Genomic DNA, 26,162 nt, shown 5'->3' with positions numbered 1-26,162 from the left:
TCAACTCCATTTCCCACATGTTTCCTGACCGCGTTCTCTCCGGCATGCGTCCGACCGGTGCCCTGCACCTGGGGCACTACCACGGCGTTCTGAAAAACTGGGTCCGGCTGCAGGCCGAATACCCGTGCTATTTCTTCGTCGCGGATTGGCATGCGCTGACCACGCACTACGAGTCGCCCGAGGTGATCGAGGAATCCGTGTGGGAAATGCTGATCGACTGGCTTGCCGCCGGCGTTGATCCGACGCAAGCCACGCTGTTCATCCAGAGCCGCGTGCCCGAGCACGCCGAGCTGTTCCTGCTGCTCTCGATGGGTACGCCGCTGGGTTGGCTTGAACGCGTGCCGACCTACAAGGACCAGATTGAGAAGCTCAAGGAGAAGGACCTCTCCACCTACGGCTTCCTCGGTTACCCGCTGCTGCAGGCCGCCGACATCCTGATCTATCGCGCCGGCTTCGTGCCCGTGGGCGAAGACCAGGTGCCGCACGTTGAAATGACGCGCGAAGTCGCCCGCCGCTTCAACTACCTGTACGGCCGCGAGCCCGGTTTCGAAGAGAAGGCGCTGGAAGCGGCCAAGAAGCTCGGCGGCAAGCGCGCCAAGCTGTATCTGGAACTGCGCACTGCCTATCAGGAGCGCGGCGAGGACGAAGCCCTGGAGCAGGCCCGCGCACTGCTGGCCGAATCGCAAAGCCTGTCGATGGGCGATCGTGAGCGCTTGTTCGGCTATCTGGAAGGCGCCCGCAAGATCATCCTGCCCGAGCCGCAGGTGCTGCTGACCGAAGCGTCGCGCATGCCCGGCCTCGACGGCCAGAAGATGTCCAAGTCGTACGGCAACACGATCCGCATGCGCGAGGACAAGGAAACCGTCGAGAAAAAGGTTCGCACCATGCCGACCGACCCGGCCCGCGTGCGCCGCACCGATCCGGGTGATCCGGACAAGTGCCCGGTGTGGCAGCTGCATCAGGTCTACTCGGATGCGGATACGAAGGAGTGGGTGCAAAAGGGCTGCCGCAGCGCCGGCATTGGCTGCCTGGAGTGCAAGCAGCCCGTGATCGACGGCATCCTGCGCGAGCAGCAACCCATGCTCGAGCGCGCCCAGAAGTACATGGACGATCCGTCCCTGCTGCGCGCCATCATCGCCGACGGCTGCGACAACGCCCGCAAGGTCACGCAAGAGACCATGCGCGAAGTGCGCGAGGCGATGGGCCTGGCCTATAGCTGACGCGCGGGCGATGTCAGCCGCTGCATTGGATTCGCACACGCTCGCTGCGCCGTCGCCGTGGGTGACGCGCTGGGCGGCTGGACTGCCGGCCAGCGCGTCCGTGCTGGACGTGGCGTGCGGCAGCGGCCGTCATGCGCGCTGGCTTGCGGCGCGCGGCCTGCGCGTGACCGGCATTGACCGCGATGCGGCAGCGCTCGCGGGTCTCTCCGGCGTCGCCGAAACCATCGTCGCCGACATCGAGGGCGGTCCGTGGCCGTTGTCGCCCGGCGCCACGTTTGATGCCGTCGTCGTCACGAACTACCTGCACCGCCCGCTCTGGCCGCACTTGCTGGCGGCCGTTGCCCCGGGCGGACGGTTGATCTACGAAACCTTCGCCGTTGGAAACGAAACCGTCGGAAAACCGTCCAACCCGGCATTCCTGCTGGCGCCGGGTGAACTGCTCGATGCCGTGCGAGGTCAATTGCGGGTGATCGGCTACGAAGACGGCTTCCTGGCATCGCCCCGAAACGCCTATGTGCAACGGATTTGCGCGGTGCGCGAGCGGGCCGGGGTACAGGCGCCGCGCTACGCACTTTGAACTTGCTGAGGACGGCCGCTTACCCGTCTCGAGGCGGGGTTCAGATGTGGCGAATCCGTTCTGACGATCCGGTACAATCCGACTGTTTACGTTCACGCTTTTGTCTGCTTTCGAAACCATGACCCAGATTTCCGGCAGTCTTGTCGCCATCGTCACGCCCATGCACGAGGACGGCAGCCTTGATTTCCCGTCGCTGCGCAAGCTGATCGATTGGCATATCGCCGAGGGCACCGACGGCATCGTGATCGTCGGCACCAGCGGTGAATCCCCGACCGTGTCGGTGGAAGAGCACCGTGAGCTGATCCGCGTGGCGGTCGAGCAGGCCAACAAGCGTGTGCCGATCATCGCCGGCACCGGCGGCAATTCCACCACCGAGGCGGTCGAGCTGACGGCCTACGCCAAGCAAGTCGGTGCGGATGCCTCGCTGCAGGTCGTGCCGTACTACAACAAGCCGACGCAGGAAGGCATCTACCTGCACTTCCGCAAGGTCGCCGAATCGGTGGACCTGCCGGTCATCCTGTACAACGTGCCGGGCCGCACCGTGGCCGATATGACGGTCGAAACCATGCTGCGCCTGGCCGACGTGCCGGGCATCATCGGCGTGAAGGAAGCCACCGGCAACATCGACCGCGCCGCGCAGCTCATCAAGGCTGCACCGGCCTCGTTCAAGATCTACAGCGGGGACGACCCGACCGCCATCGCACTGATGCTGCTGGGTGGTCACGGCAATATCTCCGTGACGGCCAACGTGGCGCCGCGCGCCATGCACGAACTGTGTGCCGCTGCCATGCGCGGCGACGTGGAAATGGCCCGCCGCATCCATATGCAACTGCTGTCGGTGCATAAGAACCTGTTCGTGGAATCGAACCCGATTCCCGTCAAATGGGCCCTCCAGGCCATGGGCAAGATGGAAGGCGGCATCCGCCTGCCGTTGACCCCGCTGGCGCCCCAGTATCACGAGGTCGTGCGCGCATCCCTGAAGGATGCCGGGCTGCTCTCCTGATGTTCAACGGCTCTTCCTTGGTTACTCAAGCCATCGTTCTCGTTTGAAGGATCGCAAGTCAATGAAACTGCACCAAACCCGTCGCGGGGCTGTGGCGACGTCTGCTCATCTGTTGCTGGCCGCGCTGTCGGTTGCCCTGATTTCCGGTTGCGATACCGTCAATGAGGTGATGCAGCCGGATCGCATCGATTACAAATCGCAGGCCAAGAAGGGCCCGACGCTGGAAGTTCCACCTGACCTGACCAGCATCCAGGCGGATCGCCGTTATGCCGCGCCGGACACGGGCACGACCACGTTGTCGGCCTACACGTCGACGGCGCCGAAGGTCACCACGCCGGGTTCGGGCGCGGACAACGTGCTGCCCGCCGTGTCCGACATGCGCATCGAGCGCGATGGCAATCAGCGCTGGCTGGTCGTCAAGACCACGCCGGATGCGCTCTGGCCGCAGCTGCGCACGTACTGGCAGGAGCTTGGTTTCCTGCTGGTGATCGACTCGCCCGAGACCGGCATCATGGAGACCGACTGGGCTGAGAACCGCGCCAAGATTCCGCAGGACATCCTCCGTCGCACGATCGGCAAGGTGTTCGATGGCCTGTATTCGACGGGCGAGCGCGACAAGTTCCGCACCCGTATCGAGAAGGGCCCGAACGGTACGGTGGAGGTCTATATCTCGCACCGTGGCGCACAGGAGCAACTGGTCGGTTCGTCCAAGGACCAGACCGTGTGGACGCCGCGTCCGGCGGATCCTGAGCTCGAAGCCGAGTTCCTCTCGCGCCTGATGCAGCGTCTGGGCGCCAGCAAGGATGCCGCGCAGCAGAAGCTCGCGCAAACGCAGGCAGCACACCCGGTGGAAGAAGGCGGAAAGGCGACGGAAGGAGTCCAGGCCGCACGCGTTGCCGGGCCGTCGCTGCTGGCGCAGGCAAATGGTCAGCCGGTGCTGAACGTGCCGGAGCCTTTCGACCGCGCGTGGCGTACCGTGGGTCTGGCCCTCGATCGCGTGAACTTCACCGTGGATGATCGCGATCGCGCGCAAGGCGTGTACTTCGTGCGTTACGCTGACACCAAGGCCGAAGCCAACGCACCGGGTTTCTTCTCGCGCCTGTTCTCGGGTACGAAGATCGAAGACCTCAAGCGTGCCAAGCGCTATCGCGTGGTGGTCAAGGACGCCGGCAATGCGTCGACTGTTATCGTGCAGAACGACGACGGCTCCGCGCAGACGGGCGACATCGGCAAGCGCATTTTGTCGCTGCTCGACGAGCAACTGCGCTGATCAGCGTGATGCAGTACCGCTGCTGTGTGGGCTGAGCGATGACCCTGCGATTCGCCAGCCTCGGCAGCGGCAGTGAAGGGAATGCGCTGCTCGTCGAGTCCTCCGATGGAACGACGTGCACGCGCATCCTGCTCGATTGCGGATTCGGCATCCGCGAAACCGTGCGCCGGCTGGAACGTCTTGGCTGTGCAGCGGAGTCTCTCAGCGCCATTCTCGTCACGCACGAGCACGGCGATCATGTCGGCAGCGCCTATGCCGTTGCCGCCAAATTCAACATCCCCGTTTGGACCAGCCACGGCACCTATCGCGCGACTGAAAAATTGCGCGGTGCGGATCGCGCTGCCGTGCGCTTTTGCCGCGCCGACGACGTGTTTAGTGTTGGTGACCTGCAGATCTTGCCCTATACCGTGCCGCACGACGCGCGCGAACCCCTCCAGTTTGTCTTCAGCGACGGCGCGCGACGCCTGGGTGTGCTGACGGATGCGGGCATGTCGACGGAATATCTGTGCGCGCATCTGGAGGGTTTGCACGCGCTCGTGCTGGAGTGCAATCACGACCGCGAGATGCTGGCCAATTCGCCGTATCCGTGGTCATTGAAGCAGCGCATCGGCGGGGATTTCGGGCACCTGGCCAACGACATTGCCACCGCGATCCTCACGCGTGTTCGACACGACGCCTTGCATACGGTGGTGGCCGCACACTTGTCCAAGCAGAACAACACGCCGTTGCTAGCTGGGGAAGCCATTGCGGTCGCGCTAGGCATTGATGCCCACGATGTACCCATTGCGGATCAGGAAGAAGGGCTACCCTGGCGCACCGTATAAGCGGCGCTTTGCTTGTCTTGTAAGATTCGGAAACAACTTGGAGTGGCAACCGGACGATCGAGATGTTGCCTGGCGCGCGCCCATGAAAAAAGCCGACCCGAAGGTCGGCTTTTTTGTCTCGCGAGAAACGCGATTATTGCTTAGCAGCCGGAGCCGAAGCAGCAGCGTCCGAAGCAGCGGCAGCCGGAGCCGAAGCAGCAGCGTCCGAAGCAGCGGCAGCCGGAGCAGCAGCGTCCGAAGCGGCAGCAGCCGGAGCCGAAGCAGCAGCGGCCGGAGCCGAAGCTTCCGGAGCAGCAGCCGGAGCAGCGGCTTCTTCCTTCTTACCGCAAGCAGCCAGAGCCACAGCAGCCATCAGCGAGGCGATCAGGAGAGACTTTTTCATTTTTTCGATCCTTAAACTGAATATGGAAAGCGAACAACAGAAAGGGCGATGAATAATTACCGGTAATTATCGCTCTGGTACGACTTCTTCTATGCCAGCCGCCAGCTCGCACAGGGGCGCCTTGGCAGCAAGCTAACGCTGGATTATAGCGGCGTTTGACTACCCTGTGTAGCGGAGTGGGGCCAGCCGCACGCTCAAGTTCTGCGCTTTTGTAACCATGTGTTTCAATGGGATTCAGCGCGGGGCTGGGCCTGCCAACCGCAACCAGCCTTCTTCATACCAGGCGTGCAGCGTATCCATCAGATCAGGCAGGTCGGCGGCCGCGTCAACCGATGCCGCAATCGCACGCCGCTGGTCCGCCAACGCGCAAAGCCACGCAAGCAATGTTCCTGATGGCTCGAACGTGTCGCCGTTGATCCAGAAGCGTTGATTGTCATACAGCGCTTGCGTGCGGGCGTCGAGCACGATGCCTTCCTTGCGCGCACGAGCAGTGAATCGCGCCAGCGGCAGCCGCGGCTGCGTCACGAAGTCCACGTGATCCTTGGGCTCGGACAGATAAGCACCGAGGAATTCGCCGACCAGCTCTGGCGTCCAGCGCAGCGCGTTCAGCTTTTGCGCGAGAGCCTTGACCATGGCGGCGGGCAGTTCGCCGGGGTGCTCCGTGGGTTTCTGATCCGGATCGGCGTAGCGGCCCTCGAAGTTGGGGTCATCTTCCAGCGTCTGCGACAGGAACCCGAGGAAGTGGCCCGCGAGCTCGCGGTACGCCGGTGAGCGGAATCCGATCGAGTACGTCATGCAATCACCCTCGGCCACACCGTCGTGCGCGTAGTGCGGGGGCAGATACAGCATGTCGCCGGGTTCCAGTACGAATTCTTCTTCGGGCTGGAAGTTGGCGAGAATCTTCAGCGGCAGATCCGGCACCAGGGTGAGGTCGTCTTGCGCGGAAATTCGCCAGCGACGTTTGCCATGGGCCTGCAGCAGGAACACGTCGTACGAATCGAAGTGCGGGCCGACGCCACCGCCGTCAGTGGCGAAGCTGATCATCACATCGTCGAGTCGTGCGTCTGGGATGAAGCGAAAGCGGTGCATGAGCGCTTCGACGGCGGGTTCCACAAGATTCGCGCCCTGCACGAGCACCGACCAGTTGCGTGTCTTGCGCGAGGGCAGGGGGCGCTCGTCGAAGGGGCCGTGATTGAATGACCACCGCCCACGCGATTGCGCGATCAGGCGCGATTCCACATCGGGGCGTTCGGCCAGCGCCAGCACGCGCTCGGGAGACAGCGGAAAGTGCAGCGAACGCATCTCTTCAGGCGAGAGTGCTTGCCGGATCAGCAGAGGCTTTTTCTGCCAGTGCGTGCGCATGAATTCGCGTGGCGACAAGCCGCCCAGCAACTGTGCGGGCTGACTCACTGGTAGCGCAGTTTGGACACTGCCTTGGACGCCGCCATTGGCAGCGTATAATGAGACTTCGTTCATGGAGTGCGCAATTGAAAATCGCGAAGAATACGGTGGTGTCGGTGGCTTACAAACTGTCCGACGCGCAGGGCAACGTCATCGAGGAATCCGATGAGCCGATGGTGTATTTGCACGGCGGCTATGATGGCACGTTCCCCAAGATCGAGGAAGCGCTGGACGGCCATGAGCAAGGCTTCGAGACGAAGCTCCAGCTTGAGCCGGACGATGCTTTCGGTGATTACGATCAGGAACTGATCAAGATCGAGCCGCGGGACCGCTTCCCCGAGCCGCTCGAAGTCGGCATGCAGTTCGAAGGCGTGCCTGAAGATGGCGACGAGGAAGATGCCATCGTCTACACCGTCACGGATGTGGCGGAAGACAAGGTGGTGCTGGACGGCAATCATCCGCTGGCCGGCATGGCGCTGCGCTTTGAGCTGAAAGTGACGGACGTGCGCGAAGCCACGGCTGAAGAGATCGAGCACGGCCACGTGCACGGTGAAAACGGCCTCGAAGTGGTGGATGAGGACGAAGACGACGACAAGCCGCACACGCTGCATTGATCGTCTGGCGCGCATATGAAAACGGGAGCTTCGGCTCCCGTTTTTCATTGCATCGGCGCAGGGGCGATCTCTGGTGCCGGGGCAGGGGTGTTATCGATACGGCGGCTGCGGATGTGAAAAAGCGGCGTGCGGCCCGGCGTGACGGACACCTCCAGCCAACGATCGAGCACTGGCGAGCCATACGTGCGTGCGCGCATGACATGCGGATCGGGGCGCCCGTCCTCATCCTTGAGCGGTCTGTCGAGGATGAGGGTCTGGCTGGCACCATGGACGAGGAGCACGGCCCCATCGTATTCACGCGTGAGGGCGCGCAATTGGCGCTTGAGCCCGAGATAGCCATCGTGTGGACGCCGGCGCAGCAGTCCATCGAGCAGGTTCGGCGCGCGACGCCGCTCCCAGCCATCTTCGAACAGCGGATCGGCTTGCATCATGATCACCACGCCGGCCAGTTTGTGCTGGCGGGCAACCGTGAAGGCGCGTGTCAGCCATTGGCGGTTGGCTTCCAGGCGGTCTTCATATTCGCCGTTGCGTCCGCCGGCGGTCTTGTAGTTGTTGTTGTCGCCGGGCACGTTGAGGGTGACGAACAGCACGCCGCCGGTTTCCCACCGCGTGTTTTCGCGATAGCTGCGGAACTTGGCCTGGTCGGACTGGCGCATCACCTTCATCGTGCGCTGGCCGAGCGTGTTGTCATCGGGGTAGAACAGTTCGCGCACGCGCAGCAGCCGCTCGATGGGGTCAAAACCACCGGCGGCGGGGCGCTGGCAATCGCTCCAGTCGTGGTCGCCGGGGATGTAGACGACGGGCGAGATCAGGCTGTCGAGCAGATCATGGCGCGCTTCAAGCAGCGTATCGGCGCACGATTCATCGCGGCCCTTGAGGTTGCCCAGGTGGACGACGAAGGCCGGGTGTTCGGCGTCAATGGCATCGAGCAAGGTACGCGCGGCGCCGACATCCTCACCGCGTTCGGGCACGTTGCCGATGACGGCGAAGCTGAATCCATTCGCTGCGCCTGCCCGGTTTGCAGACGCAGCGTGCACGGCACCGCCCGCCAGCAGCGCCAGTGCGATGGCGAGGCATTGCAGCGAGCGAGGCAGCCCGAGGCGCTTCATCAGGCAGGCGGGTTCGACAGCGCCTTGAGCCGATACAGCGCATCGAGGGCTTCGCGCGGTGTCAGATCATCGGGGTCGATGCTGGCGAGGGCCTCCGTGAGCGCGCTGTTGGGCGGCTCGGCTGGCGCGTCGTCTTCATCTTCGATGGGCGTGTCAGCGGCGAGTGCGAAGAGGTCGAGCTGCGGCGTGGCGCCGGTGTCGGCGGAATGCTGCTCCAGCCATGCGAGGCGTTTGCGCGCGGCGCGGATGACAGGCTGCGGCACGCCTGCCAGTTGCGCAACCTGCAAGCCGTAGCTCTGGCTGGCCGGGCCTTCCTGCACGGCATGCAGAAAGACGATGCCGTCGCCGTGTTCCACAGCGGAGAGGTGCACATTGGCCGCCTGCGCAAACTCCTGCGGCAATTGCGTCAGTTCAAAGTAGTGCGTGGCGAACAGCGTGTGGCTGCGGTTGTGCGACAGCAGGTGGCGCGCAATCGCCCAGGCGAGCGCAAGGCCGTCGAACGTGCTCGTGCCGCGTCCGATTTCGTCCATCAGCACCAGGCTGTTGGGCGTGGCGCGGTGCAGGATGGCGGCGGCTTCGGTCATTTCGACCATGAAGGTCGAGCGCCCGCCCGCCAGGTCATCCGCCGCGCCGATGCGCGTGAAGATGCGATCGATCGGGCCGATGGTGGCGGCCTCCGCTGGCACGAAGGCGCCCACGTAGGCCAGCAGGACGACCAATGCGGTCTGGCGCATGAAGGTCGACTTACCGCCCATGTTCGGGCCGGTAATGAGCAGCAGCTTGCGTGTGTCCTGTAAGACGCAGTCGTTGGCGACGAACTGTTCGACTTGCTGTTCGACCACCGGATGCCGCGCGCGCGTCAACTCGATGCCAGGTGCGTCCGTCAGCGTCGGGCGCGCCCACGACAGTGCGTGTGCACGCTCGGCCAGTGTGGCGAGCACGTCGGCCTGCGCCAGCGCAGCCGCAATGCGTTTGAACTCGGCCAGATGCGGCAGCAGTTTTTGCAGCAGTTCTTCGTAGAGCACCTTTTCGCGCGACAGGGCGCGGTCTTGTGCGGAGAGCGCCTTGTCTTCAAACGCCTTCAGCTCGGGCGTGATGTAGCGCTCGGCGTTCTTGAGGGTCTGGCGGCGGCGGTAGTCGTCGGGCACCTTGGCGGCCTGGCCATTGGTGACTTCGATGTAGAAGCCGTGCACGCGGTTGTATTCCACGCGCAGGTTAGCGATGCCAGTGCGCTCGCGCTCGCGGGCTTCCAGGTCGACGAGGAACTGGCCGCAGTTTTCGGAGATGTCGCGCAGCTCATCGAGATCGGCATCGTAGCCGCGGGCGATGACGCCGCCGTCGCGCACCATGGCGGCCGGCTCCGCCATGACGGCGCGCTGGAGCAGGGCGTGGGCATCTTCAGGCAGCGTGAGCGCGGCATACAGCTCGGCCAACAGCGGGGCGGCATCGCTCTGCGGTAGCTCTTCGCGAATTTCCGGCAGGCGCGCGAGCGTGTCGCGCAGCGACGATAGATCACGCGGGCGTGCCGACAGCAACGCCAGTCGGCCGGTAATACGCTCCACATCGGACAGCGTACGCAGCGTTGCGCGCAATGTTTGCCAGTCGCTGCCCAGCAGCACTTCGATGGCCTGTTGGCGCGCTTGCGGTATCGCGCGATCCCGCAGCGGGTGGTGCAGCCAGTGACGCAGCAGGCGGCTGCCCATGCTGGTGGCGCACGTGTCGAGCAGTGAGAACAGCGTGGGCGATTCCTGCCCGCGCAGCGTCTCGGTCAGCTCCAGATTGCGGCGCGTGGCGGTGTCCAGGCCAATGAATTCGCTTTCGTGTTCGACCGTCAAGCCGATCACGTGGCGCAGCGACTGGCCTTGCGTGGCGGCCGCGTAGTTCAGCAGCGCACCGGCCGCGGCGAGGGCCGCCGTCAACGTTTCCGCACCGAAGGCGACGAGGCTGGCCACGCCCAGTTGTTCACGCAGGCGGCGCGCGCCGGCTTCCACATCAAAGTGCCAATCGGGCAGGCGTGTGCGGGCAACGTCGGCTTGGATGGCATTGAGCGTGGCATCGTCGGCCAGCACTTCGGCGGGGCGGATGCGCTCCAGCTCGCGATCGAGCTGGTCGGGGCTGCATTCCATCACGCGCAATTCGCCGCCAACCAGATTCAGCCATGCCAGGCCGGTCAGCGGTGCGGCACCACGCTTGCCCGGCAATTGCGCGATGGCCAGCAGGTGGTTGTCGACCTTGTCGGAGAGCAGTGCGGCGTCCGTCAGCGTGCCGGGGGTGACAACGCGCACGACCTTGCGCTCAACGGGCCCCTTGGTGGTGGCCGGGTCACCGATCTGTTCGCAGATGGCAACCGATTCGCCCAGCTTGACGAGCTTGGCAAGGTATTGCTCCACCGCGTGGAAGGGAATGCCCGCCATGCGGATCGGCTGCCCGTTGGAGCTGCCGCGCGCGGTGAGCGTGATGTCGAGCAGGCGGGCGGCCTTCTCGGCGTCTTCAAAGAAGAGCTCGTAGAAGTCGCCCATGCGGTAGAACACCAGCGTATGGGGATGGCCCGATTTCAACCGAAGATACTGTTGCATCATCGGTGTGTGTTTATCCAACGGGCCGTATTTCGGGTCGATCTCCAGAGCCGGAGCGGCGGACTGTTCAGCCATGCGGTGCAAATGGGTACTCAGGCGCGGCGCGATCAATCGGTCGCGCGCGGAAGGTGTGGAATCGCGCAATTGTTGCATACCCGCGATGCGCTTTCACCGCACATTGTCTGCCGCGTCATCCGCGAGCCGGGCTTCCAGATAGTCGAGAAAGCACGCAATGCGTGAGGCCAGCTGCGTATTGCGGTAGTAGACCGCGTGAATGGGTTGCTGTACCTCGACGGTGGCGTCGGGCAAGACCTGCACGAGGTTGCCGTTGCGCCGGTCTTCAGCGGTCATGAAATCGGCCAGGCAGACGATACCGGCGCCTTGCAAGGCCAGCTGCCGCAGGGTTTCGCCGCTGGAGGCTTTGAGCGTGGGTTCAATGTGCAGGCGATCGCCATGCGGGCCGCGCAGGGGCCAGTGGTTCAGCGATTCGGGCTGAACGAAGCCGAGCAGGGTGTGTGTCTGCAGATCATCGACGCTGCGCGGCCGGCCGTTTGCCTTCAGATAAGCGGGACTCGCCAGCACGCGCAGCCGCCGCGTGCCGAGCAGTCGCGCCCGCAGGGTGGAGTCGCGCAGCGTGCCGATGCGGATGGCGACATCGGTGTCTTCTTCCAGCAGATCGATAATCAGGTCGTTGGTGTTCAGCTCCAGGTCGATCTGCGGAAACTGCGCGCGGAAGTCGGGCACCAGTGGCGCGATCACGTGCAGCATGAACGGCATGGCGGCGTTCACGCGCAGGCGCCCCGCAGGCTGTTGGCGGCGCAGGGCGATGTGCTCTTCGGCCTCATCCACGGCGGCCAGAATCTCACGCGCGCGGGCCAGGAAGGCAGTGCCCTCGTCGGTGAGCGCTAAACGGCGCGTGGTGCGCGAGAGCAGGGTGGTTTCCAGCTTCTCTTCCAGCCGGCGCAGGGCGCGGCTCACGCCCGATACCGTCTGGCCGAGCTGTTCGGCGGCGGCCGTGACGGAGCCGGTGTCCACCACGGTGCGGAAGGCCAGCAGTTCTTCGAGCGTTGTTTTCATCGTCGATTATCAATTCCCAGTCAAAAGTATTCTGCACAACACGGGGTTTTTTGCAAAGACGCGCGCGCCCACACTCCGGTCATCGATTGAACGGAGGGCACCATGCCTATTGCTTTGCTTGCGCTCACCTTGAGCGCGTTTGCCATCGGGACGACGGAGTTCGTCATCGTTGGTCTGATTCCCACGGTGGCGGTGGATTTGAGCATCACGCTGCCGTCTGCCGGGTTGTTGGTGAGCCTGTATGCGCTGGGCGTGGCGGTGGGCGCGCCGGTGTTGACCGCGCTGACCGGGCCCCTGCCGCGCAAGACGCTGCTGCTGTCGTTGATGGCGCTGTTCACGCTGGGCAACCTGCTGGCGTGGCGTGCGCCCACGTATGAATCGCTGGTACTGGCGCGCGTGCTGACGGGGTTGGCGCACGGCGTGTTCTTCTCAATCGGCTCGACCATCGCCACGAGCCTAGTGCCGAAAGAAAAGGCCGCAAGCGCCATCGCCATCATGTTCACGGGGCTGACCGTGGCGCTGGTGACGGGCGTGCCGCTGGGCACCTTCATCGGCCAGCACTTTGGCTGGCGCGAGACGTTCCTGGCGGTGTCCGCGTTGGGGGCGATCGCCTTTGTGGGCAGCCTGCTGTTCGTGCCGCGCAAACTCGCGCAGTCGGCACCGGCGTCGCTGATGCAGCAGGCCAAGGTGCTGGCGCAGCCCCGCCTGCTGATGGTGTACGCCAAGACGGCCATCGGTTATGGCGGTTCATTCATCCCGTTCACTTTCCTGGCGCCGATTCTGCAAGACGTGGCTGGCTTCAGCGCTGGGGCGGTGGGCTGGGTGATGCTCGTCTATGGTGTATCGGTGGCGGTGGGCAACCTGTGGGGCGGTCGCCTGGCCGATCGCAAGGGGCCGATTGTTGCCCTGCAGATCATCTTTGCGTTGCTGGCGGCGGTGCTCTTGCTGTTCACGTTCACTGCTCACCATCCGTGGACGGCCGTGGCGACGGTGCTGCTGTGGGGCGCGGTGGCGTTCGGCAACGTGCCGGGGCTGCAGGTGTATGTGGTCAAGCAGGCGGAGCGCTATACCCCGCAAGCCGTGGATGTGGCGTCGGGCCTGAACATTGCGGCCTTCAACCTTGGCATTGCCGGGGCGGCGTGGGCCGGCGGGCTGATCGTCACGCATCTGGGCCTGATGCATACGCCGTGGATTGGCGCACTGGTGGTGCTGGTGTCGCTGGGCCTGACGACATGGAGCGGTGTGCTCGACCGCCGTAACGGCGTCGGCCCGTGCTTTGATGGCCCGATGCCGGCCGCTCACTGATTCCCTTCCTCTTCAAGACAAGGACAACGCAATGACCAATGCTTTCAACGTGCCCGCCTTTGGCGTGGGCACCTTCCGCCTGAAGGGCCAGACCGTGATCGACTCCGTGCGCACTGCGCTGGAACTCGGCTACCGCGCCATCGATACCGCGCAAATCTACGAGAACGAGGCCGAGGTCGGCCAAGCCATTGCGGAATCGGGCGTGGCCCGCAAGGACCTCTTCCTGACGACCAAGATCTGGGTCAGCAACTTTGCAGCGGACAAGCTCATCCCCAGCTTGAAGGACAGCCTTGCCAAGCTGCGGACCGAGCAGGTGGACCTGACGCTGATCCACTGGCCGTCGCCCAAGGGCGAAGTGCCGATGGCCGAATACCTTGGCGCGCTGGCCGAGGCCAAGCGGCAAGGACTGACACGCGCGCTGGGGGTGTCCAATTTCACCGTGCCGCTGCTCAAGGAGGCCATTGGCATCGTGGGGGCGGACAACCTCGCCACCAACCAGATCGAGCTGCATCCGTATCTGCAGAACCGCAAGGTCGCGGCCTTTGCGCGGGAGCAGGGCGTCCACATCACTTCCTATATGACGCTGGGCGTGGGCAAGGTGCTGGCCGATCCGGTCATCGCCGACATCGCCCAGGCACACGGCGCGACGCCCGCCCAGGTGGCGCTGGCCTGGGCGCTGCAGCAGGGCTATTCGGTCATTCCGTCGTCCACCCGGCGCGCCAATCTCGAAAGCAACCTGGCCGCCCGCACCCTGCGTCTGACCGATGCCGACATGGCGCGTATTGCCGAGCTGGACCGGGGCGAGCGCATTGCCAACCCATCGGGCATCGCACCGGCCTGGGATTGATCCAGATCAACTCAAGGGGGCTGGCCCTCCACAAGCTGACCACCAGCGGGCTGCCGACGACTCAAGATTGTTGAGGATGTTGCCGATAGACCATCCGGAACTCTAAAAATCAAGGGGATGTCTCGCGCACTTTTGCGCAGGGCTCCCACTCCGGAGACTCTGGAATGAGTAAGCTCAGCTTCCGTCAAAAGCTCTGGCTGCCGCTGGTGATCAGCCTCGTGGCCCTGACATTGATCTCGGTGATCAACGCGTATCAGGCGCGCGCTATCCGCATGGATGAACGCAAGAACAACCTGGTCAGCGTGAGCAGCATGGCGCTCAACCTCGCCAAACAGTACGACGATCTAGCCAAGAGCGGCGCGCTGACAAAAGAGGAGGCCCAGAAGCAAGCGCTGGACCGCTTCAAGGCGCTGCGCTACGGGAAGGACGGCTACTTCACCATCACCAGTTCTAACAACGTGGTGGTGATGCACCCGATCAAGCCCGAGTTCATCGGCAAGGATCAGTCCGGCTTCAAGGATGCGCAGGGCAATGCGGTGTACGTTGGCCTGACCAACGCCGCCAAAGATCCGAACGGCGGCTTTACCAGCTATGTCTGGCCCAAGGTCGGCGGCACGGAGCCGGTGGACAAGACCGCCTTCGCCATCCGTTACGAGCCATGGGACTGGGTGTTCTCGACTGGCGTCTACATCGACGACATCAACGCGGCGTTCATGACGTCGCTGTACCAGACCGGTGGCCTGCTGGCGGTGGTCGGCATCATGCTGATTGCGCTCGGCACCCTTGCCAACCGGGGTCTGCAGAACACGCTGGGCGGTGACCCGGCGTACGCGGCAGAGGTAGCCAACCGCATTGCCGGCGGCGACCTCACGGTCGACATTGCCACCCGCCCGGACGACCGTCACAGCTTGCTCTACGCCATGGGCCGCATGCGCGGCGCGCTGGTGCAGACCATCGGCAGCATCAAGGGTGCGTCGGACACCATCGGTACCGCCACGCGTGAAATCGCCAGCGGCAACCTGGATCTCTCTTCGCGCACCGAGCAGCAGGCCAGTTCACTGGAAGAAACGGCCTCGGCGATGGAACAGCTCATGTCGACCGTGCAGCAGAACGCCGACAACGCGCAGCAGGCCAACCAACTCGCCGTGTCCGCCTCGGATGTGGCCGTGCGCGGCGGCGACGTGGTGACGCGCGTGGTGGAGACGATGGGTTCGATCAACGCGTCCTCGCGCAAGATCGTCGACATCATCGGCGTGATCGATGGCATTGCGTTCCAGACCAACATCCTCGCCCTGAATGCCGCTGTGGAAGCGGCACGCGCAGGCGAGCAGGGCCGCGGCTTTGCCGTCGTGGCCGGCGAGGTGCGCAGCCTCGCGCAGCGCAGCGCGGCAGCGGCCAAGGAGATCAAGGGGTTGATCGACGATTCCGTAGCCAATGTCGATGCCGGCAGCGTGCTGGTGGAAGAGGCTGGCGAGACCATGCGCGAAGTGGTGGCCAGCGTGAAGCGCGTGACCGATATCGTGGGCGAGATCTCGTCGGCCAGCCAGGAGCAGCGCTCGGGCATCGAAGAAGTCAGCCACGCCGTGACACAGTTGGACGATGCCACGCAGCAGAACGCCGCGCTGGTGGAGCAGGCCGCTGCCGCTGCGCAGTCGCTGGAAGAGCAGGCGGTGAGCCTCACGCAGATCGTGGCGCAATTCCGTTTGCACGCCGATGCGTTGCGCACGGCGCCCGCACCGGTGACGAGGGTGGCGCCGACCGTTGCACCGGTGGCCCCAGCTGCCCCGGTCGCGCCAGTTGTCGCCAAGGCCGACACGCCGCGTCGCCAGCCCGCCAAGCCGAGCCCCGGTGCGGCCAAGCCTAAGCTGACATCGCGCAAGGCGCCCGTATTGAGCAAGCGTGAAGACCAGCCGGCCAGCAAACCGGCCGAGAAAGCACCCGAGAAAGCGCCCGCCGCCGTGCCGGCAAGCCTCGTCAAGGCCAAGCCGCTGGTGGCTGCGGGTGACGATTCCGACTGGGAAACCTTCTAATCAGGCGTCCAACGCTGGGCCATCGATGCGCTTGGCCCAGCTCTCCACCTCGCCGCGCGCAAGCCGGCCTTCCACCAGCTTGCGCCACGACGGCGTGAGCGGCAGCGCCAGCATGGTTTCCAGCGCGGCGCGGTCGAGCATGTTGCGATAGAGCACATCCAGCACGCGTGCCAGCGACCACTGCGGCCAGGGACGTTCGAGCCATTCGAGCGTATCGCCCGCGCGCAGCGTGCCACCTTCCAAGACCCGGTAGTACCAGCCCGTGCGCCCCGTGTGTTGTACGCGGCGTGCCATGTCGCGTGTGCCAAAGCGGTCGTTGAGTTTCCAGCACGGCTGGCGCAGTTGCGACACCTCCAGCACCACACTGCCCGCACGCAAGCGGTCACCCACGCAGACATCGGCTTCGGTGATGCCGACGGTGCTCAGGTTCTCGCCAAAGGCGCCGGGTTGGGCGAGCAACGCTTGGGCGCCGATGTCCGTGCGCCACGCGGCATAGTGGTCGAAGGGGTAGTGGTGGATTGCCTTGTCCGGGCCGCCATGCACGCGCAGGTCGCCCTGTTCATCGCCAACGATGCCGTTGCTGTCGACCTGCACCGCGTCGGCCACCGGGCGCTTGTTGATGGCACTGCGTGAACCGGGCCGCGTGTAATCGACAGCGCGACCGGTGAGGATGGTGTCGATGCGGATGGGGGTGGGGGGCGTCATGCGGCCTCCGCGCGATCCAGCCAGGCGGTGAACACGTCGCCGGCACGCTGCGACAAGCGCTGCGCCACCGCAGGTGCCTGAGCCCGCAGCACGCGCGGGTCGATGCCCGCCGCGCCGAGCTCTGCGGCATGGCCGATCAACCAGGCCTCCAGTTCATCCAGATTCGCCTCCAGATGGAATTGCAGCCCCAACGCGTGGTTGCCGATGGCGAAGGCCTGCTCTGCGCAGGTGGCCGTAGAGGCAAGCCGCAGCGCGCCGGGTGGGAGCTCATACCGATCGCCATGCCAATGCAGTACCGGTGTGCCATCGGCCAAGGGTGCAAGCGGCGAATCCTGGCCCGCAGCCGTGAGCGTGATGGGTGCAAAGCCGATCTCCTTCACACCCATCGGCTTGACCGATGCACCCAGCGCCCGCGCCATCAACTGCGCACCCAGGCAGATGCCGAGCAGGGGTTTGTGTGCGGCCAGACGTTGGGCGATCGCCTCCGCCTCCGCGCGCACGAAAGGGTAGGTCTCATCGTCATACGCACCGATCGGGCCGCCGAGCACGATGACCAGATCTGCGGTGGCGATGTCGGTTGCCGGTAGGGGCTGCACACCAACATCCACGTAGCGGACCGTGTAGCCGCGCGCGTGGAGCAGCGGTTGCAGCAGGCCGAGGTGCTCGAATGGAACGTGACGCAGGGCGAGGGCGGTTTTCATGGTCTGCGGGCGGCTGAGCGTGAAAGATCAGGCGCATTGTGACGGACGGGCGCGGCCAGCAAAACCCGTGCGGTAAGCGAGGGTTTGTCGCCGGCGCGATCCGACCTCAGCGCGCCACTTGCCGGCCTCAAAGGGGCGAGCGCCAAGCTAAAAGGTCCACGCATGGAGCTCGGAGGTCCGACGGTGGACCAAAAAGCTCCATTCACGGACCTCGGAGGTCCGAGCGCGGAGCAAAGAAGGTCCATTCGCGGAGCTTGGAGGCCCGACGGTGGAGAAAAAAGGTCCGCTCACGGACCTCGGAGGTCCGCGCGTGGAGCAAAAAGGTCCATTCACGGAGCTCGGAACTCTGACGGGGGAGCACAGAAGGTCCGTTCATGGAGCTCAGAGCTCCGAGGGTGGACCAAAAGGGTTCGCTTATGGAGCTTCGAGGTCCGACGGTGGAGTAAGACGCTCCATTGACGCGGAGCGTGTCAGGCCTGTCGGGAGTGTCAGAATTTCCGTGTTCGAGGCTGCGACGCGGCAACAAAAAAGCCCGCGCGATGCGGGCTTTTTCTTTGGGCAAGACGGCTATTAAGCCTCAGCCTTCGACCGCGAGAACGGCGACGTGATCTTGATCATCTGCACAAACGCCTTGGGGTTGCCGGCCAGGATTTCGCCTTGGTCCAGGTAGCCCGATTCACCGGTGTAGTTGCCCACCAGGCCACCGGCTTCCGTCACCAGCAGCGAGCCGGCGGCCATGTCCCACTTGCTCAGGCCTTGCTCGAAGAAGCCGTCGAGGCGGCCACACGCCACGTAGGCGAGGTCCAGCGCGGCGGCACCCGGGCGACGCAGGCCGGCGCAGTTTTCCGTCATGGTGGCGAACAGGCGCGTGTAGTCGTACAGACCTGCCATGTCGCGGTAGGGGAAGCCCGTGCCGATCAGGCAGTCGGCCAGCTTGTCGCGGCGCGTGACGCGGATGCGGCGGTTGTTCAGGAACGCGCCGCCGCCCTTGGTGGCGGTGAAGAGCTCGTCGCGGGTCGGGTCGTACACCACGGCCTGCGTGACCACGCCACGCTGCATCAGTGCGATCGACACGCCGTATTGCGGGAAGCCGTGGATGAAGTTGGTGGTGCCGTCCAGCGGGTCGATCACCCACACGTTTTCGCTGACGGTTTCGCCGTCGGCCCAGGATTGGCCGGACTCTTCCGCTAGAATCGCGTGATCGGGGTAGGCAGTCTTGATGACTTCGATGATCGCGGCTTCAGCCGCGCGATCGACTTCGGTGACGAAATCGTTGTGTTGTTTGCGCTCGGTGCGCAGGCTATCGACGTCGAAGGACGCGCGATTGATGACGGTACCGGCCTTGCGAGCAGCGCGGACGGCGATATTGAGCATCGGATGCATGACGGATCTCCGCGCCTGGTGCGTCTTTAGCCCCAGGCGAACAACACAGCGAATTGTGGAAGAACGAACGGCGGACAAGATTCCGCCGTCAAAAGAGTGGCCGTATTGTATATGAACCCCGCCTCCGCCGCCCCGGAAACCATACCAACCCCCACCCCAGCCGACCCCGAAACGTTGCGCCAGCGCGCCGCGCGCTGCCGTTTCGTGCTGGTCGAAACCAGTCACCCGGGCAATGTCGGCTCCACGGCACGCGCGCTCAAGACAATGGGCTTCGGGGATACCGGCAGCTTCGTACTCGTGCGCCCGCGCGAGGCGCATGCCCAATCCCACGCCGATGCCGTTGCCATGGCAAGCGGCGCAGATGACGTCCTGGCGGGCGCCCGCGTGGTCGATGACATTGGCGAAGCGCTGGCCGGTGCGTCGCTCACAATTGCGTTGACCGCCCGCCCACGCGAGTTTGGCCCGCGCCGCATCGGTCCGCGCGCCGCTGCGGAAGAGGTGGCCGCCTTGCTGGCCGCGCCGGATACGACCGTCGCTTTCGTCTTCGGCAACGAGCGTTTCGGCTTGCCGAACGAGGTGGTGGAGCGCTGCCATGTCGTCACGCACATTCCGGCCAATCCGGCGTATGCATCGCTGAACCTGTCGCAAGCGGTGCAGTTGATTGCGTATGAGGTGCGCATGGCGCTGCTGGCCGATACCGGCACGGGCGACACCCGGATGGAAGGCGTCGGCTTTGTCGGCGAGCCTGCCACCGCCGAGCAGATCGACGGCATGTTTGAACACCTGGAGCAGGGTCTCGTCGAGATCGGTTTTCTCGACCCCGCCCAGCCGAAGAAGCTGATGTCGCGCCTGCGGCGTCTGTTTGCCCGCACGCAGTTGGAGACCGAAGAGGTCAACATCCTGCGTGGGATCGCCAAGCGCATGCTCGGCCGCCGTGCCGAAGCCTCTACGCCGCCCGCGCCACCCACTGGCGCTGCCGACGACTGTCGCTGAGTGCTTAGAAGCCGCCCGTTGTTGACCACACGCGGCGGCAATCCCCTGCATGTCGGGCCAAAAACCCTTGCCGTAGCGCGGTAGGCGGATGCCTTACACTGCCCTCAGCGCATCGCGCATATCGATATAACGATCCACCCACACCACCAAGATGTTCACACGCATTCGCGAAGATATTGCCGCCATCATGGAGCGAGACCCGGCCGCGCGCAGCCGCTGGGAAGTGCTGACCTGCTATCCGGGTCTGCACGCCGTCATCGTCCATCGGGTCGCGCATGCGTGTTGGCACGGCGGCTTCAAGCTGATGGGGCGGTGGTTCTCGCACCTCGGGCGCTTCTTGACCGGCATTGAGATCCACCCGGGTGCGACGATCGGCCGCCGCGTGTTCATCGACCACGGCATGGGCGTGGTGATTGGCGAGACGGCCGAGATCGGTGACGATTGCACGATCTACCAGGGCGTGACGCTGGGCGGCACCTCGCTGTACAAGGGTGCCAAGCGGCACCCCACGCTCGGCAAGGGCGTGGTAGTGAGCGCGGGCGCCAAGGTGCTCGGCGGCTTCGTCATTGGGGATGGCGCGCGCGTGGGGTCGAATGCGGTGGTGCTCAAGCCGGTGCCGCCGGGTGCCACGGCGGTGGGCATTCCCGCGCGCATCATCGAACGCGATGCGGCCGCCGAGGCCAAGTCGGCGCTCAAGCAGGAGTTCTCGGCCTACGGCATCACGCCGGATGCGGACGATCCGGTGTCGCTGGCGCTCAAGCGCTTGATCGACCACAGCGAACTCCAGCAGGAGCGCATCGAGTCGATTCTTTCTGCGTTGGATCGCCTGGGCGCGCACCTTGAGAACTCGCCGAACGATCCGTTCGATGCGAGCGAGCTGAAGCGGATGCTCAAGTAAGGAAGGGCGGGTGGCGGCGCGAGGTTACATCAACCTACGCTGTCACTTGTTCGACTGTTAGCGCGCCGTTTTCAAGTTTGAGAAAACTACCGCGCGGTTGTGGCGTGTCGAAGTCCCAATCGGAGAGGACCCAGCGTTCACCGCTCGGCTCGTGATGCAATTGCGGGCGGTGCGTGTGGCCGTGGATCAGCGTGGATGTGCCGGACGCCTTGAACAGCGCATGCACGGCTTCGGGGGCGACGTCGCCCATCATCGCAGCGGCACGCGGCTCGCCTGCCACGTTGGCGGACATGGCGCGGCCGGCTTCGCTTTCTGCGCGCATCTTTTGCGCGATCTTCAGCCGCCAGCGCAGCGGCATCGTCAGGAATATGCGTTGCACCCAGCGCTTGCGCGTCCAGTGGCGAAAGCGCATGTACGCCGTATCGCGCGTGCAGAGGGCGTCGCCGTGGGCGAGCACGATGCGCTGGCCGTGGCCATCGTTGACCTCCAGCACGCTGGGGTCGGGCAGCAGCGTCGCGCGCGCGGCGGCCAGGAAGCGCTTGCCGAGCAGGAAGTCGCGGTTGCCGTGCATGAACAGCACGCGCGTGCCGGCGTTCGCCAGTTCAGCGAGCAGGTTGGCAACGTGCTGGTGGAACGGATCGTCCAACTCTTCATCGCCGACCCAGTATTCGAAGAAATCACCCAGGATGACGAGCGTGCGGGCCTCGCGGGCACGCGTGCGCAGGAAGCGCTCGAACGCGGCGGCGGTGGCCGGCATGCTGGCCGTGAGGTGCAGATCCGAAATAAAAAACACCGGCCCGGAAACCCGGACCGGTGTCTTCAGCGCGGAGGCCTGTGAGGCGTGCGCTGCGTCACTCATTCGATCACTTCAGCGCTTTCGATGATCACGTCTTCCATCGGCACATCCTGGTGGAAGCCGCGGTTGCCCGTGCGCACCGAGCGGATCTTGTCGACCACATCCATGCCTTCGGTCACTTTGCCGAACACGGCGTAGCCCCAGCCTTGCGGCGTCGGCGAGGTGTGGTTCAGGAAGTCGTTGTCGACCGTGTTGATGAAGAACTGGGCCGTGGCCGAGTGCGGATCGTTGGTGCGTGCCATGGCAATGGCGCCGCGCTCGTTCTTCAGGCCGTTGTTGGCTTCGTTGTCGATCGGGGCCTTGGTGGGCTTTTGCTTCATGTCGTTGCCCGGCTCGAAGCCGCCGCCCTGGATCATGAAACCTTTGATGACGCGGTGGAACACGGTGCCGTTGTAGTGGCCGTCCTTCACATAAGCGACGAAGTTGGCGACCGACTTGGGTGCCTTTTCCGCGTCCAGCGCGAGGGTGATGTCGCCGTGGTTGGTGTGCAGCTTGACTTGGGTCATGGTGAATTCCTTGGGTGGGGCAAAAAACGTTGTTCGGGCGTTACTTGGAGACGACGGTGGCCGATTCAATCACGATTGGCTTCACGGGCACATTCTGGTGCGGGAACTTGGTGGTGGTTTCCACCGCCTTGATCTTGTCGATGGTGTCGGTACCGTCGACCACCTTGCCGAAGACGGTATAGCCGAATCCGTCCCGACCAGGGTAGTTCAGCATGTTGTTGTCGGCCACGTTCACATAGAACTGCGCGGTGGCGGAGTTCGGGTCCATCTTGCGGGCCATGGCGATCGTGTACTTGTCGTTCTTCAGGCCGTTATTCGCTTCGTTCTCGACAGGCGGGCGGGTGTCCTTCTCCTTCATGTCGGCTGTGAGGCCGCCGCCCTGGACCATGAAGCCGTCCATCACGCGGTGGAAGATCGTGCCTTTGTAGAAACCGTCCTTCACATACTGCAGGAAGTTGGCGACCGTCTTGGGCGCTTTGTCCGGATACACCTCAACGGTGAAGCTGCCCATCGACGTCTTGAACTGCACGCGCGGTGCAGGGGTTGCGGCGGCGGTGGCGGTTACGGCCAATGCGCATACGAGTCCGGCAAAGAGGGAGCGAATACGGAGCATGGTCTGGATGGGGAGAGCTTGGGGGTGGGAAAACGTGTCGGCTGCGTCTTCTTAATGACGCTTGGCCGGCTTGGCCTTCACGCCGCTGGCAGCGGGCAGTGTGTTGTCAGCGGGTTGGGCGGCCGCTGGGTGCACGCCCGGCAGGTCAGGCAGGGCATCCAGGCGCGCGCGCGCCGTGGCGTTCTTCGGATTCAGTTTGATCGCACTCTGATACGACTGTGCGGCGAGGCGAACGTAGACATCGCCCAGGCTGGATTGGGCTAGCGCATTTTCCGGCGCCACGCGGGTCGCCATGATGAGGGTGTCACGGGCGCGGAGCAGTTCACCACGCTCGGCATACAGCGCCGCCAGGTTGATGTATGGCTCGGGCAGTTCAGGAAAGTCCTGCGTCATCTGGCTGAAGGCGACGATGGCGTCGTCACTGCGGCCCAGGCCGGCAAGCGCCACGCCGCGTTGGAAGCGGGCCTGCGCATTGCGCGGCTGCGAGGCGACGTCCTTGTCGAGTTCAGCCAGTGCCTGGGTGTACTGCTTCTTGGCCAGCTCGTCATCAATGCGCTTCTGACGCACGACCTGTGGTGGCGTCTGCGTGCTGGGGGTCAGGTCTGCTGGCAGGGCAATGCCGGCGGTCTGCGCCAGGGCGGGTCCCGCCGATACAGCGAGCAGGCAAGTCAGGGTGGCAGCGCACAGGGTGGCAGCGTGCTCGCGCAGCGGTCTGGTCATGAGAATCGGTTCCGTTATACTCCGCCGCATTCTAACAAACCGTCTTTGCGCGCAGCAGTGGCAACGCGCGCCGGAAAAGGTTCTTGATTGGGAGCAGACCGATCGCACGGCCGGCCAACCCATCGGGGCAGTTCCGGTAAAATGTGCCGCTTATTTGCGCTCGCGCATCAGCCGCACATGGCAATTGCGCCCGCCGGCATCCAGCCCAGTACCTCAGTACGTGGCGGCGCGCTGAATCTCCCGACACCGATTCATGGAATCACTCAAGATCTACAACACGCTCGCGCGTGAGAAACAGACGTTCGTCCCCATCGAGCCCGGCCGCGTGCGCATGTACGTGTGCGGGATGACGGTGTACGACTACTGTCATGTGGGGCATGCGCGGGTGGTGGTGGTGTTCGATATGGTGCAGCGCTGGCTGCGTGCGTCGGGTTACGACGTGACCTACGTGCGCAACATCACCGACATCGATGACAAGATCATCAAGCGGGCAGTCGAGAACGGCGAGACCATGAGCGCGCTCACCGGCCGCTTTATCGACGCGATGCACGAAGATTTCGCGGCGCTCGGTACGCAGCGCCCCGACCACGAGCCGCGCGCCACCGAATACGTGCCGCAGATGCTGAGCATGATCGGCAAGCTGCAGACCAAGGGCCTGGCCTACCAGGCCACCGATGGCGACGTGAACTACGCCGTGCGCAAGTTCCCCGGCTACGGCAAGCTCTCGGGCAAGTCGCTCGAAGACCTGCGCGCCGGCGAGCGCGTGGCCGCCAACGATGCCAAGCAGGATCCACTGGACTTCGTGCTATGGAAGTCCGCCAAGGTGGATGAGCCGGCCGAATCGCGCTGGGCTTCGCCGTGGGGCGAGGGTCGCCCGGGCTGGCATATCGAGTGCTCGGCGATGAGCTGTGAACTGCTGGGTGAGCATTTCGACCTGCACGGCGGCGGCGCGGATCTGCAATTCCCGCACCACGAAAACGAAATCGCGCAATCCGAAGGCGCCACCGGCAAGACCTTCGTCAACATGTGGATGCACAACGGCTTTGTGCGCGTGAATGACGAGAAGATGTCGAAATCGCTCGGCAACTTCTTCACCATCCGCGATGTGCTGAAGGTGTATGACGCGGAAGTGGTGCGCTTCTTCATCCTGCGCTCGCACTATCGCAGTGACCTCAATTACAGCGACGCCCACTTGGACGACGCCCGCCATGCGCTCACGCGCCTGTACACCGCGCTCAAGGACGTGCCCGCCACGCCCGGTGCAAAGCCCGATTGGAACGAACCGCACGGCAAGCGCTTCCTCGAGGCGATGAACGACGACTTCAACACGCCGGTCGCCGTGTCGGTGCTGTTCGAGCTGGCGAGCGAAGTGAACAAGACGCGCTCCCCCGAGTTGGCCAATCAGCTGTCTGCCTTGGCCGGCGTGATGGGGTTGCTGGGCCGCGATCCGCATGCCTTCCTGCAAGGCGGTGTATCGGCTGATGGCCTGGACGCTGCAGAAGTGGAAGCCCACATCGAAGAACGCCGCGCCGCCAAGGCGGCCCGTGACTTTGCTCGTGCCGACGCTATCCGTGCCGATCTGCTGGCCGCTGGCATCGTGCTGGAAGACAAGCCGGGTGGCGTCACTGAGTGGAGACGCGCATGAACGCGGCGGCCAAGAAGGCCAGTAAGGTCAGCGTTGGGCGCAGTACGACCGCCAAAAAAGCGCCGCCGGTGAAGGCGCCAGCTGTCAAAAAACCGGCAGCCAAGAAGGTCGACGGTGTCGCGAGCAAGACAGTCGCAGCCAAGGCGCCGGCTAAACGTGCGCCGGCATCCAAGGTGCCCCTGCCCGAAACGCTCGCTACGAACGAGGCGATGCCCGTGCCGGCAGAGGTGGTGTTGTCCGGCCCGCCGGAGTACTGGCAGGAAGCTTGCGCGGACTTGATGAAGCGGGATCGCATTCTGCGCAAGATCATCCCCGCGTACGGCCCGGCGCACTTGGCCTCGCGCGGTGATCCGTTTGTGACCCTGGCACGCTCGATCGTCGGCCAGCAGATTTCGGTCAAAGCCGCGCAATCGGTGTGGGAGCGCGTGGTGGACGTGTGCCCCAAGCTGGTGCCCGCACAGTTCATCCGTGCTGGTCAGGAGAAGCTCGCCGGCTGCGGTCTGTCCAAGCGCAAGGCCGAGTACATCCTGGATCTGGCCGATCACTTCCGCAACGGCACGGTACACGTGGCCAAGTGGGCTGAGATGGAAGACGAGGATGTCATTGCTGAGCTCACGCAAATCCGCGGCATCGGCCGGTGGACGGCCGAGATGTTCCTGATGTTCAATTTGATGCGCCCGAATGTGCTGCCGCTGGACGACATCGGGCTCATCAATGCGATTTCGCAGAATTATTTCAGTGGCGAACCCGTCACCCGCAGCGAAGCCCGCGAGGTGGCCGCCAACTGGGAACCGTGGCGCACCGTGGCCACGTGGTACATGTGGCGCAGCCTCGATACGGCGACCACCTATTGATCTGTTAATTTCGATGAAACGTGGCGCGCCGATCGGCGGTCAAAATCCGGTAG

Annotated in this window: 25 protein-coding genes; 13 read left to right on the top strand and 12 right to left on the bottom strand. The window is 64.3% G+C overall.

Translation table 11 applies throughout. From position 1 onward, the window contains the following. The first annotated feature begins 17 nt into the window (after positions 1 to 17). The 5 genes from ACN9M1_RS09555 to ACN9M1_RS09535 all read left to right on the top strand — a co-directional run bounded on the left by ACN9M1_RS09555 (position 18) and on the right by ACN9M1_RS09535 (position 4,894). Positions 18 to 1,220, top strand: a complete 1,203-nt coding sequence (locus ACN9M1_RS09555; protein ID WP_426393866.1) for a tryptophan--tRNA ligase — start codon at positions 18 to 20, stop codon at positions 1,218 to 1,220. Between the two features lie 10 nt (positions 1,221 to 1,230). Then, positions 1,231 to 1,797: a class I SAM-dependent methyltransferase gene (locus ACN9M1_RS09550; RefSeq protein ID WP_426393864.1), complete on the top strand. Its 567-nt coding sequence runs from the start codon at positions 1,231 to 1,233 to the stop codon at positions 1,795 to 1,797. Between the two features lie 118 nt (positions 1,798 to 1,915). After that, positions 1,916 to 2,800 (top strand): 4-hydroxy-tetrahydrodipicolinate synthase, encoded by an 885-nt coding sequence (gene dapA, locus ACN9M1_RS09545; RefSeq protein ID WP_426393862.1) that lies wholly within the window; start codon positions 1,916 to 1,918, stop codon positions 2,798 to 2,800. Positions 2,801 to 2,861: 61 nt separating this feature from the next. After that, positions 2,862 to 4,070, top strand: a complete 1,209-nt coding sequence (gene bamC, locus ACN9M1_RS09540; protein ID WP_426393860.1) for an outer membrane protein assembly factor BamC — start codon at positions 2,862 to 2,864, stop codon at positions 4,068 to 4,070. 38 nt (positions 4,071 to 4,108) lie between these two features. Beyond that, a complete protein-coding gene (locus tag ACN9M1_RS09535; protein ID WP_426393858.1) occupies positions 4,109 to 4,894 on the top strand; it encodes an MBL fold metallo-hydrolase in 786 nt (261 codons plus the stop codon). Between the two features lie 133 nt (positions 4,895 to 5,027). Here the strand turns inward: ACN9M1_RS09535 and ACN9M1_RS09530 are convergent, their stop codons facing one another. Next, entirely contained in the window at positions 5,028 to 5,276 is a 249-nt protein-coding gene (locus tag ACN9M1_RS09530) for a hypothetical protein (RefSeq protein ID WP_426393857.1), read from the bottom strand. 234 nt (positions 5,277 to 5,510) lie between these two features. Next, positions 5,511 to 6,752 (bottom strand): JmjC domain-containing protein, encoded by a 1,242-nt coding sequence (locus tag ACN9M1_RS09525; RefSeq protein WP_426393855.1) that lies wholly within the window; start codon positions 6,750 to 6,752, stop codon positions 5,511 to 5,513. Positions 6,753 to 6,763: 11 nt separating this feature from the next. Here ACN9M1_RS09525 and ACN9M1_RS09520 point away from each other — a divergent pair, with 11 nt between their 5' ends. Beyond that, positions 6,764 to 7,291, top strand: a complete 528-nt coding sequence (locus ACN9M1_RS09520; protein ID WP_252678826.1) for an FKBP-type peptidyl-prolyl cis-trans isomerase — start codon at positions 6,764 to 6,766, stop codon at positions 7,289 to 7,291. Positions 7,292 to 7,335: 44 nt separating this feature from the next. On the opposite strand, the gene ACN9M1_RS09515 is transcribed toward ACN9M1_RS09520, so the two are convergent. The 3 genes from ACN9M1_RS09515 to ACN9M1_RS09505 form a co-directional block, all read right to left on the bottom strand. Continuing rightward, positions 7,336 to 8,400, bottom strand: coding sequence for a hypothetical protein (locus tag ACN9M1_RS09515; RefSeq protein ID WP_426393853.1), 1,065 nt, complete (start codon positions 8,398 to 8,400; stop codon positions 7,336 to 7,338). Beyond that, on the bottom strand, positions 8,400 to 11,051 hold the full coding sequence (mutS, locus tag ACN9M1_RS09510) for a DNA mismatch repair protein MutS (RefSeq protein WP_426393852.1): 2,652 nt from the start codon (positions 11,049 to 11,051) through the stop codon (positions 8,400 to 8,402). The genes ACN9M1_RS09515 and mutS overlap by 1 nt, the downstream gene beginning before the upstream one ends. A 93-nt stretch (positions 11,052 to 11,144) precedes the next feature. Then, positions 11,145 to 12,053, bottom strand: coding sequence for a LysR substrate-binding domain-containing protein (locus ACN9M1_RS09505; RefSeq protein WP_426393850.1), 909 nt, complete (start codon positions 12,051 to 12,053; stop codon positions 11,145 to 11,147). Between the two features lie 102 nt (positions 12,054 to 12,155). Here ACN9M1_RS09505 and ACN9M1_RS09500 point away from each other — a divergent pair, with 102 nt between their 5' ends. From ACN9M1_RS09500 to ACN9M1_RS09490, 3 genes are all read left to right on the top strand, one after another. Next, positions 12,156 to 13,358 carry an MFS transporter gene (locus tag ACN9M1_RS09500; RefSeq protein WP_426393848.1) on the top strand — a complete coding sequence of 401 codons (1,203 nt, stop codon included), beginning with the start codon at positions 12,156 to 12,158 and terminating at the stop codon, positions 13,356 to 13,358. A gap of 31 nt (positions 13,359 to 13,389) precedes the next feature. Continuing rightward, positions 13,390 to 14,205, top strand: a complete 816-nt coding sequence (gene dkgB / locus ACN9M1_RS09495) for a 2,5-didehydrogluconate reductase DkgB (RefSeq protein ID WP_426393846.1) — start codon at positions 13,390 to 13,392, stop codon at positions 14,203 to 14,205. 164 nt (positions 14,206 to 14,369) lie between these two features. Beyond that, positions 14,370 to 16,235: a methyl-accepting chemotaxis protein gene (locus ACN9M1_RS09490; protein WP_426393844.1), complete on the top strand. Its 1,866-nt coding sequence runs from the start codon at positions 14,370 to 14,372 to the stop codon at positions 16,233 to 16,235. Here the strand turns inward: ACN9M1_RS09490 and ACN9M1_RS09485 are convergent, their stop codons facing one another. The 3 genes from ACN9M1_RS09485 to ACN9M1_RS09475 form a co-directional block, all read right to left on the bottom strand. Then, positions 16,236 to 16,940, bottom strand: a complete 705-nt coding sequence (locus ACN9M1_RS09485) for an MOSC domain-containing protein (RefSeq protein WP_426393843.1) — start codon at positions 16,938 to 16,940, stop codon at positions 16,236 to 16,238. Beyond that, positions 16,937 to 17,641 carry a glutamine amidotransferase gene (locus ACN9M1_RS09480; RefSeq protein WP_426393841.1) on the bottom strand — a complete coding sequence of 235 codons (705 nt, stop codon included), beginning with the start codon at positions 17,639 to 17,641 and terminating at the stop codon, positions 16,937 to 16,939. The genes ACN9M1_RS09485 and ACN9M1_RS09480 overlap by 4 nt, the downstream gene beginning before the upstream one ends. 570 nt (positions 17,642 to 18,211) lie before the next feature. Then, positions 18,212 to 19,024, bottom strand: a complete 813-nt coding sequence (locus tag ACN9M1_RS09475; protein ID WP_426393839.1) for an inositol monophosphatase family protein — start codon at positions 19,022 to 19,024, stop codon at positions 18,212 to 18,214. 111 nt (positions 19,025 to 19,135) lie between these two features. On the opposite strand from ACN9M1_RS09475, the gene ACN9M1_RS09470 reads away from it, so the two are divergent. After that, positions 19,136 to 20,017 carry an RNA methyltransferase gene (locus ACN9M1_RS09470; RefSeq protein WP_426393837.1) on the top strand — a complete coding sequence of 294 codons (882 nt, stop codon included), beginning with the start codon at positions 19,136 to 19,138 and terminating at the stop codon, positions 20,015 to 20,017. A 151-nt stretch (positions 20,018 to 20,168) separates the two neighbouring features. Further along, a complete protein-coding gene (gene cysE, locus ACN9M1_RS09465) occupies positions 20,169 to 20,915 on the top strand; it encodes a serine O-acetyltransferase (protein WP_426393835.1) in 747 nt (248 codons plus the stop codon). 34 nt (positions 20,916 to 20,949) lie between these two features. On the opposite strand, the gene ACN9M1_RS09460 is transcribed toward cysE, so the two are convergent. From ACN9M1_RS09460 to ACN9M1_RS09445, 4 genes are read right to left on the bottom strand one after another with little or no spacing between them, the layout of a single operon-like run. After that, positions 20,950 to 21,774, bottom strand: a complete 825-nt coding sequence (locus ACN9M1_RS09460; protein WP_426393833.1) for a UDP-2,3-diacylglucosamine diphosphatase — start codon at positions 21,772 to 21,774, stop codon at positions 20,950 to 20,952. Continuing rightward, entirely contained in the window at positions 21,771 to 22,277 is a 507-nt protein-coding gene (locus ACN9M1_RS09455; RefSeq protein WP_426393831.1) for a peptidylprolyl isomerase, read from the bottom strand. The genes ACN9M1_RS09460 and ACN9M1_RS09455 overlap by 4 nt, the downstream gene beginning before the upstream one ends. Before the next feature lie 40 nt (positions 22,278 to 22,317). Next, positions 22,318 to 22,890, bottom strand: a complete 573-nt coding sequence (locus ACN9M1_RS09450; protein WP_426393830.1) for a peptidylprolyl isomerase — start codon at positions 22,888 to 22,890, stop codon at positions 22,318 to 22,320. Positions 22,891 to 22,941: 51 nt separating this feature from the next. Next, positions 22,942 to 23,610 carry a tetratricopeptide repeat protein gene (locus tag ACN9M1_RS09445; RefSeq protein WP_426393828.1) on the bottom strand — a complete coding sequence of 223 codons (669 nt, stop codon included), beginning with the start codon at positions 23,608 to 23,610 and terminating at the stop codon, positions 22,942 to 22,944. A 253-nt stretch (positions 23,611 to 23,863) separates the two neighbouring features. Here ACN9M1_RS09445 and cysS point away from each other — a divergent pair, with 253 nt between their 5' ends. Beyond that, complete coding sequence (cysS, locus tag ACN9M1_RS09440; protein ID WP_426393826.1) at positions 23,864 to 25,255, top strand: cysteine--tRNA ligase; 1,392 nt, start codon at positions 23,864 to 23,866, stop codon at positions 25,253 to 25,255. Further along, positions 25,252 to 26,109, top strand: coding sequence for a DNA-3-methyladenine glycosylase 2 family protein (locus tag ACN9M1_RS09435; protein ID WP_426393825.1), 858 nt, complete (start codon positions 25,252 to 25,254; stop codon positions 26,107 to 26,109). Before cysS ends, ACN9M1_RS09435 begins: the two co-directional genes overlap by 4 nt. The last annotated feature ends 53 nt before the right edge of the window (positions 26,110 to 26,162 follow it).

This window comes from Ralstonia sp. R-29 (genome assembly GCF_049913345.1).
GTDB lineage: Bacteria > Pseudomonadota > Gammaproteobacteria > Burkholderiales > Burkholderiaceae > Ralstonia.
The sequence above is the reverse complement of the archived record's forward strand: the minus strand, read 5'-3'. Positions and strand labels throughout refer to the sequence as shown.

Coding starts and splice junctions, on each gene's coding strand:
- ACN9M1_RS09555 (WP_426393866.1), top strand. CDS start 18: ATGTTTCCTGACCGCGTTCTCTCCGGCATGCGTCCGACCGGTGCCCTG.
- ACN9M1_RS09550 (WP_426393864.1), top strand. CDS start 1,231: ATGTCAGCCGCTGCATTGGATTCGCACACGCTCGCTGCGCCGTCGCCG.
- ACN9M1_RS09490 (WP_426393844.1), top strand. CDS start 14,370: ATGAGTAAGCTCAGCTTCCGTCAAAAGCTCTGGCTGCCGCTGGTGATC.
- ACN9M1_RS09535 (WP_426393858.1), top strand. CDS start 4,109: ATGACCCTGCGATTCGCCAGCCTCGGCAGCGGCAGTGAAGGGAATGCG.
- ACN9M1_RS09450 (WP_426393830.1), bottom strand. CDS start 22,890: ATGCTCCGTATTCGCTCCCTCTTTGCCGGACTCGTATGCGCATTGGCC.
- ACN9M1_RS09485 (WP_426393843.1), bottom strand. CDS start 16,940: ATGACGCCCCCCACCCCCATCCGCATCGACACCATCCTCACCGGTCGC.
- ACN9M1_RS09445 (WP_426393828.1), bottom strand. CDS start 23,610: ATGACCAGACCGCTGCGCGAGCACGCTGCCACCCTGTGCGCTGCCACC.
- mutS (WP_426393852.1), bottom strand. CDS start 11,051: ATGGCTGAACAGTCCGCCGCTCCGGCTCTGGAGATCGACCCGAAATAC.
- cysE (WP_426393835.1), top strand. CDS start 20,169: ATGTTCACACGCATTCGCGAAGATATTGCCGCCATCATGGAGCGAGAC.
- ACN9M1_RS09525 (WP_426393855.1), bottom strand. CDS start 6,752: ATGAACGAAGTCTCATTATACGCTGCCAATGGCGGCGTCCAAGGCAGT.
- ACN9M1_RS09460 (WP_426393833.1), bottom strand. CDS start 21,774: ATGAGTGACGCAGCGCACGCCTCACAGGCCTCCGCGCTGAAGACACCG.
- ACN9M1_RS09505 (WP_426393850.1), bottom strand. CDS start 12,053: ATGAAAACAACGCTCGAAGAACTGCTGGCCTTCCGCACCGTGGTGGAC.
- ACN9M1_RS09500 (WP_426393848.1), top strand. CDS start 12,156: ATGCCTATTGCTTTGCTTGCGCTCACCTTGAGCGCGTTTGCCATCGGG.
- dapA (WP_426393862.1), top strand. CDS start 1,916: ATGACCCAGATTTCCGGCAGTCTTGTCGCCATCGTCACGCCCATGCAC.
- ACN9M1_RS09530 (WP_426393857.1), bottom strand. CDS start 5,276: ATGAAAAAGTCTCTCCTGATCGCCTCGCTGATGGCTGCTGTGGCTCTG.
- ACN9M1_RS09475 (WP_426393839.1), bottom strand. CDS start 19,024: ATGCATCCGATGCTCAATATCGCCGTCCGCGCTGCTCGCAAGGCCGGT.
- dkgB (WP_426393846.1), top strand. CDS start 13,390: ATGACCAATGCTTTCAACGTGCCCGCCTTTGGCGTGGGCACCTTCCGC.
- bamC (WP_426393860.1), top strand. CDS start 2,862: ATGAAACTGCACCAAACCCGTCGCGGGGCTGTGGCGACGTCTGCTCAT.
- ACN9M1_RS09470 (WP_426393837.1), top strand. CDS start 19,136: ATGAACCCCGCCTCCGCCGCCCCGGAAACCATACCAACCCCCACCCCA.
- ACN9M1_RS09435 (WP_426393825.1), top strand. CDS start 25,252: ATGAACGCGGCGGCCAAGAAGGCCAGTAAGGTCAGCGTTGGGCGCAGT.
- ACN9M1_RS09455 (WP_426393831.1), bottom strand. CDS start 22,277: ATGACCCAAGTCAAGCTGCACACCAACCACGGCGACATCACCCTCGCG.
- cysS (WP_426393826.1), top strand. CDS start 23,864: ATGGAATCACTCAAGATCTACAACACGCTCGCGCGTGAGAAACAGACG.
- ACN9M1_RS09515 (WP_426393853.1), bottom strand. CDS start 8,400: ATGAAGCGCCTCGGGCTGCCTCGCTCGCTGCAATGCCTCGCCATCGCA.
- ACN9M1_RS09480 (WP_426393841.1), bottom strand. CDS start 17,641: ATGAAAACCGCCCTCGCCCTGCGTCACGTTCCATTCGAGCACCTCGGC.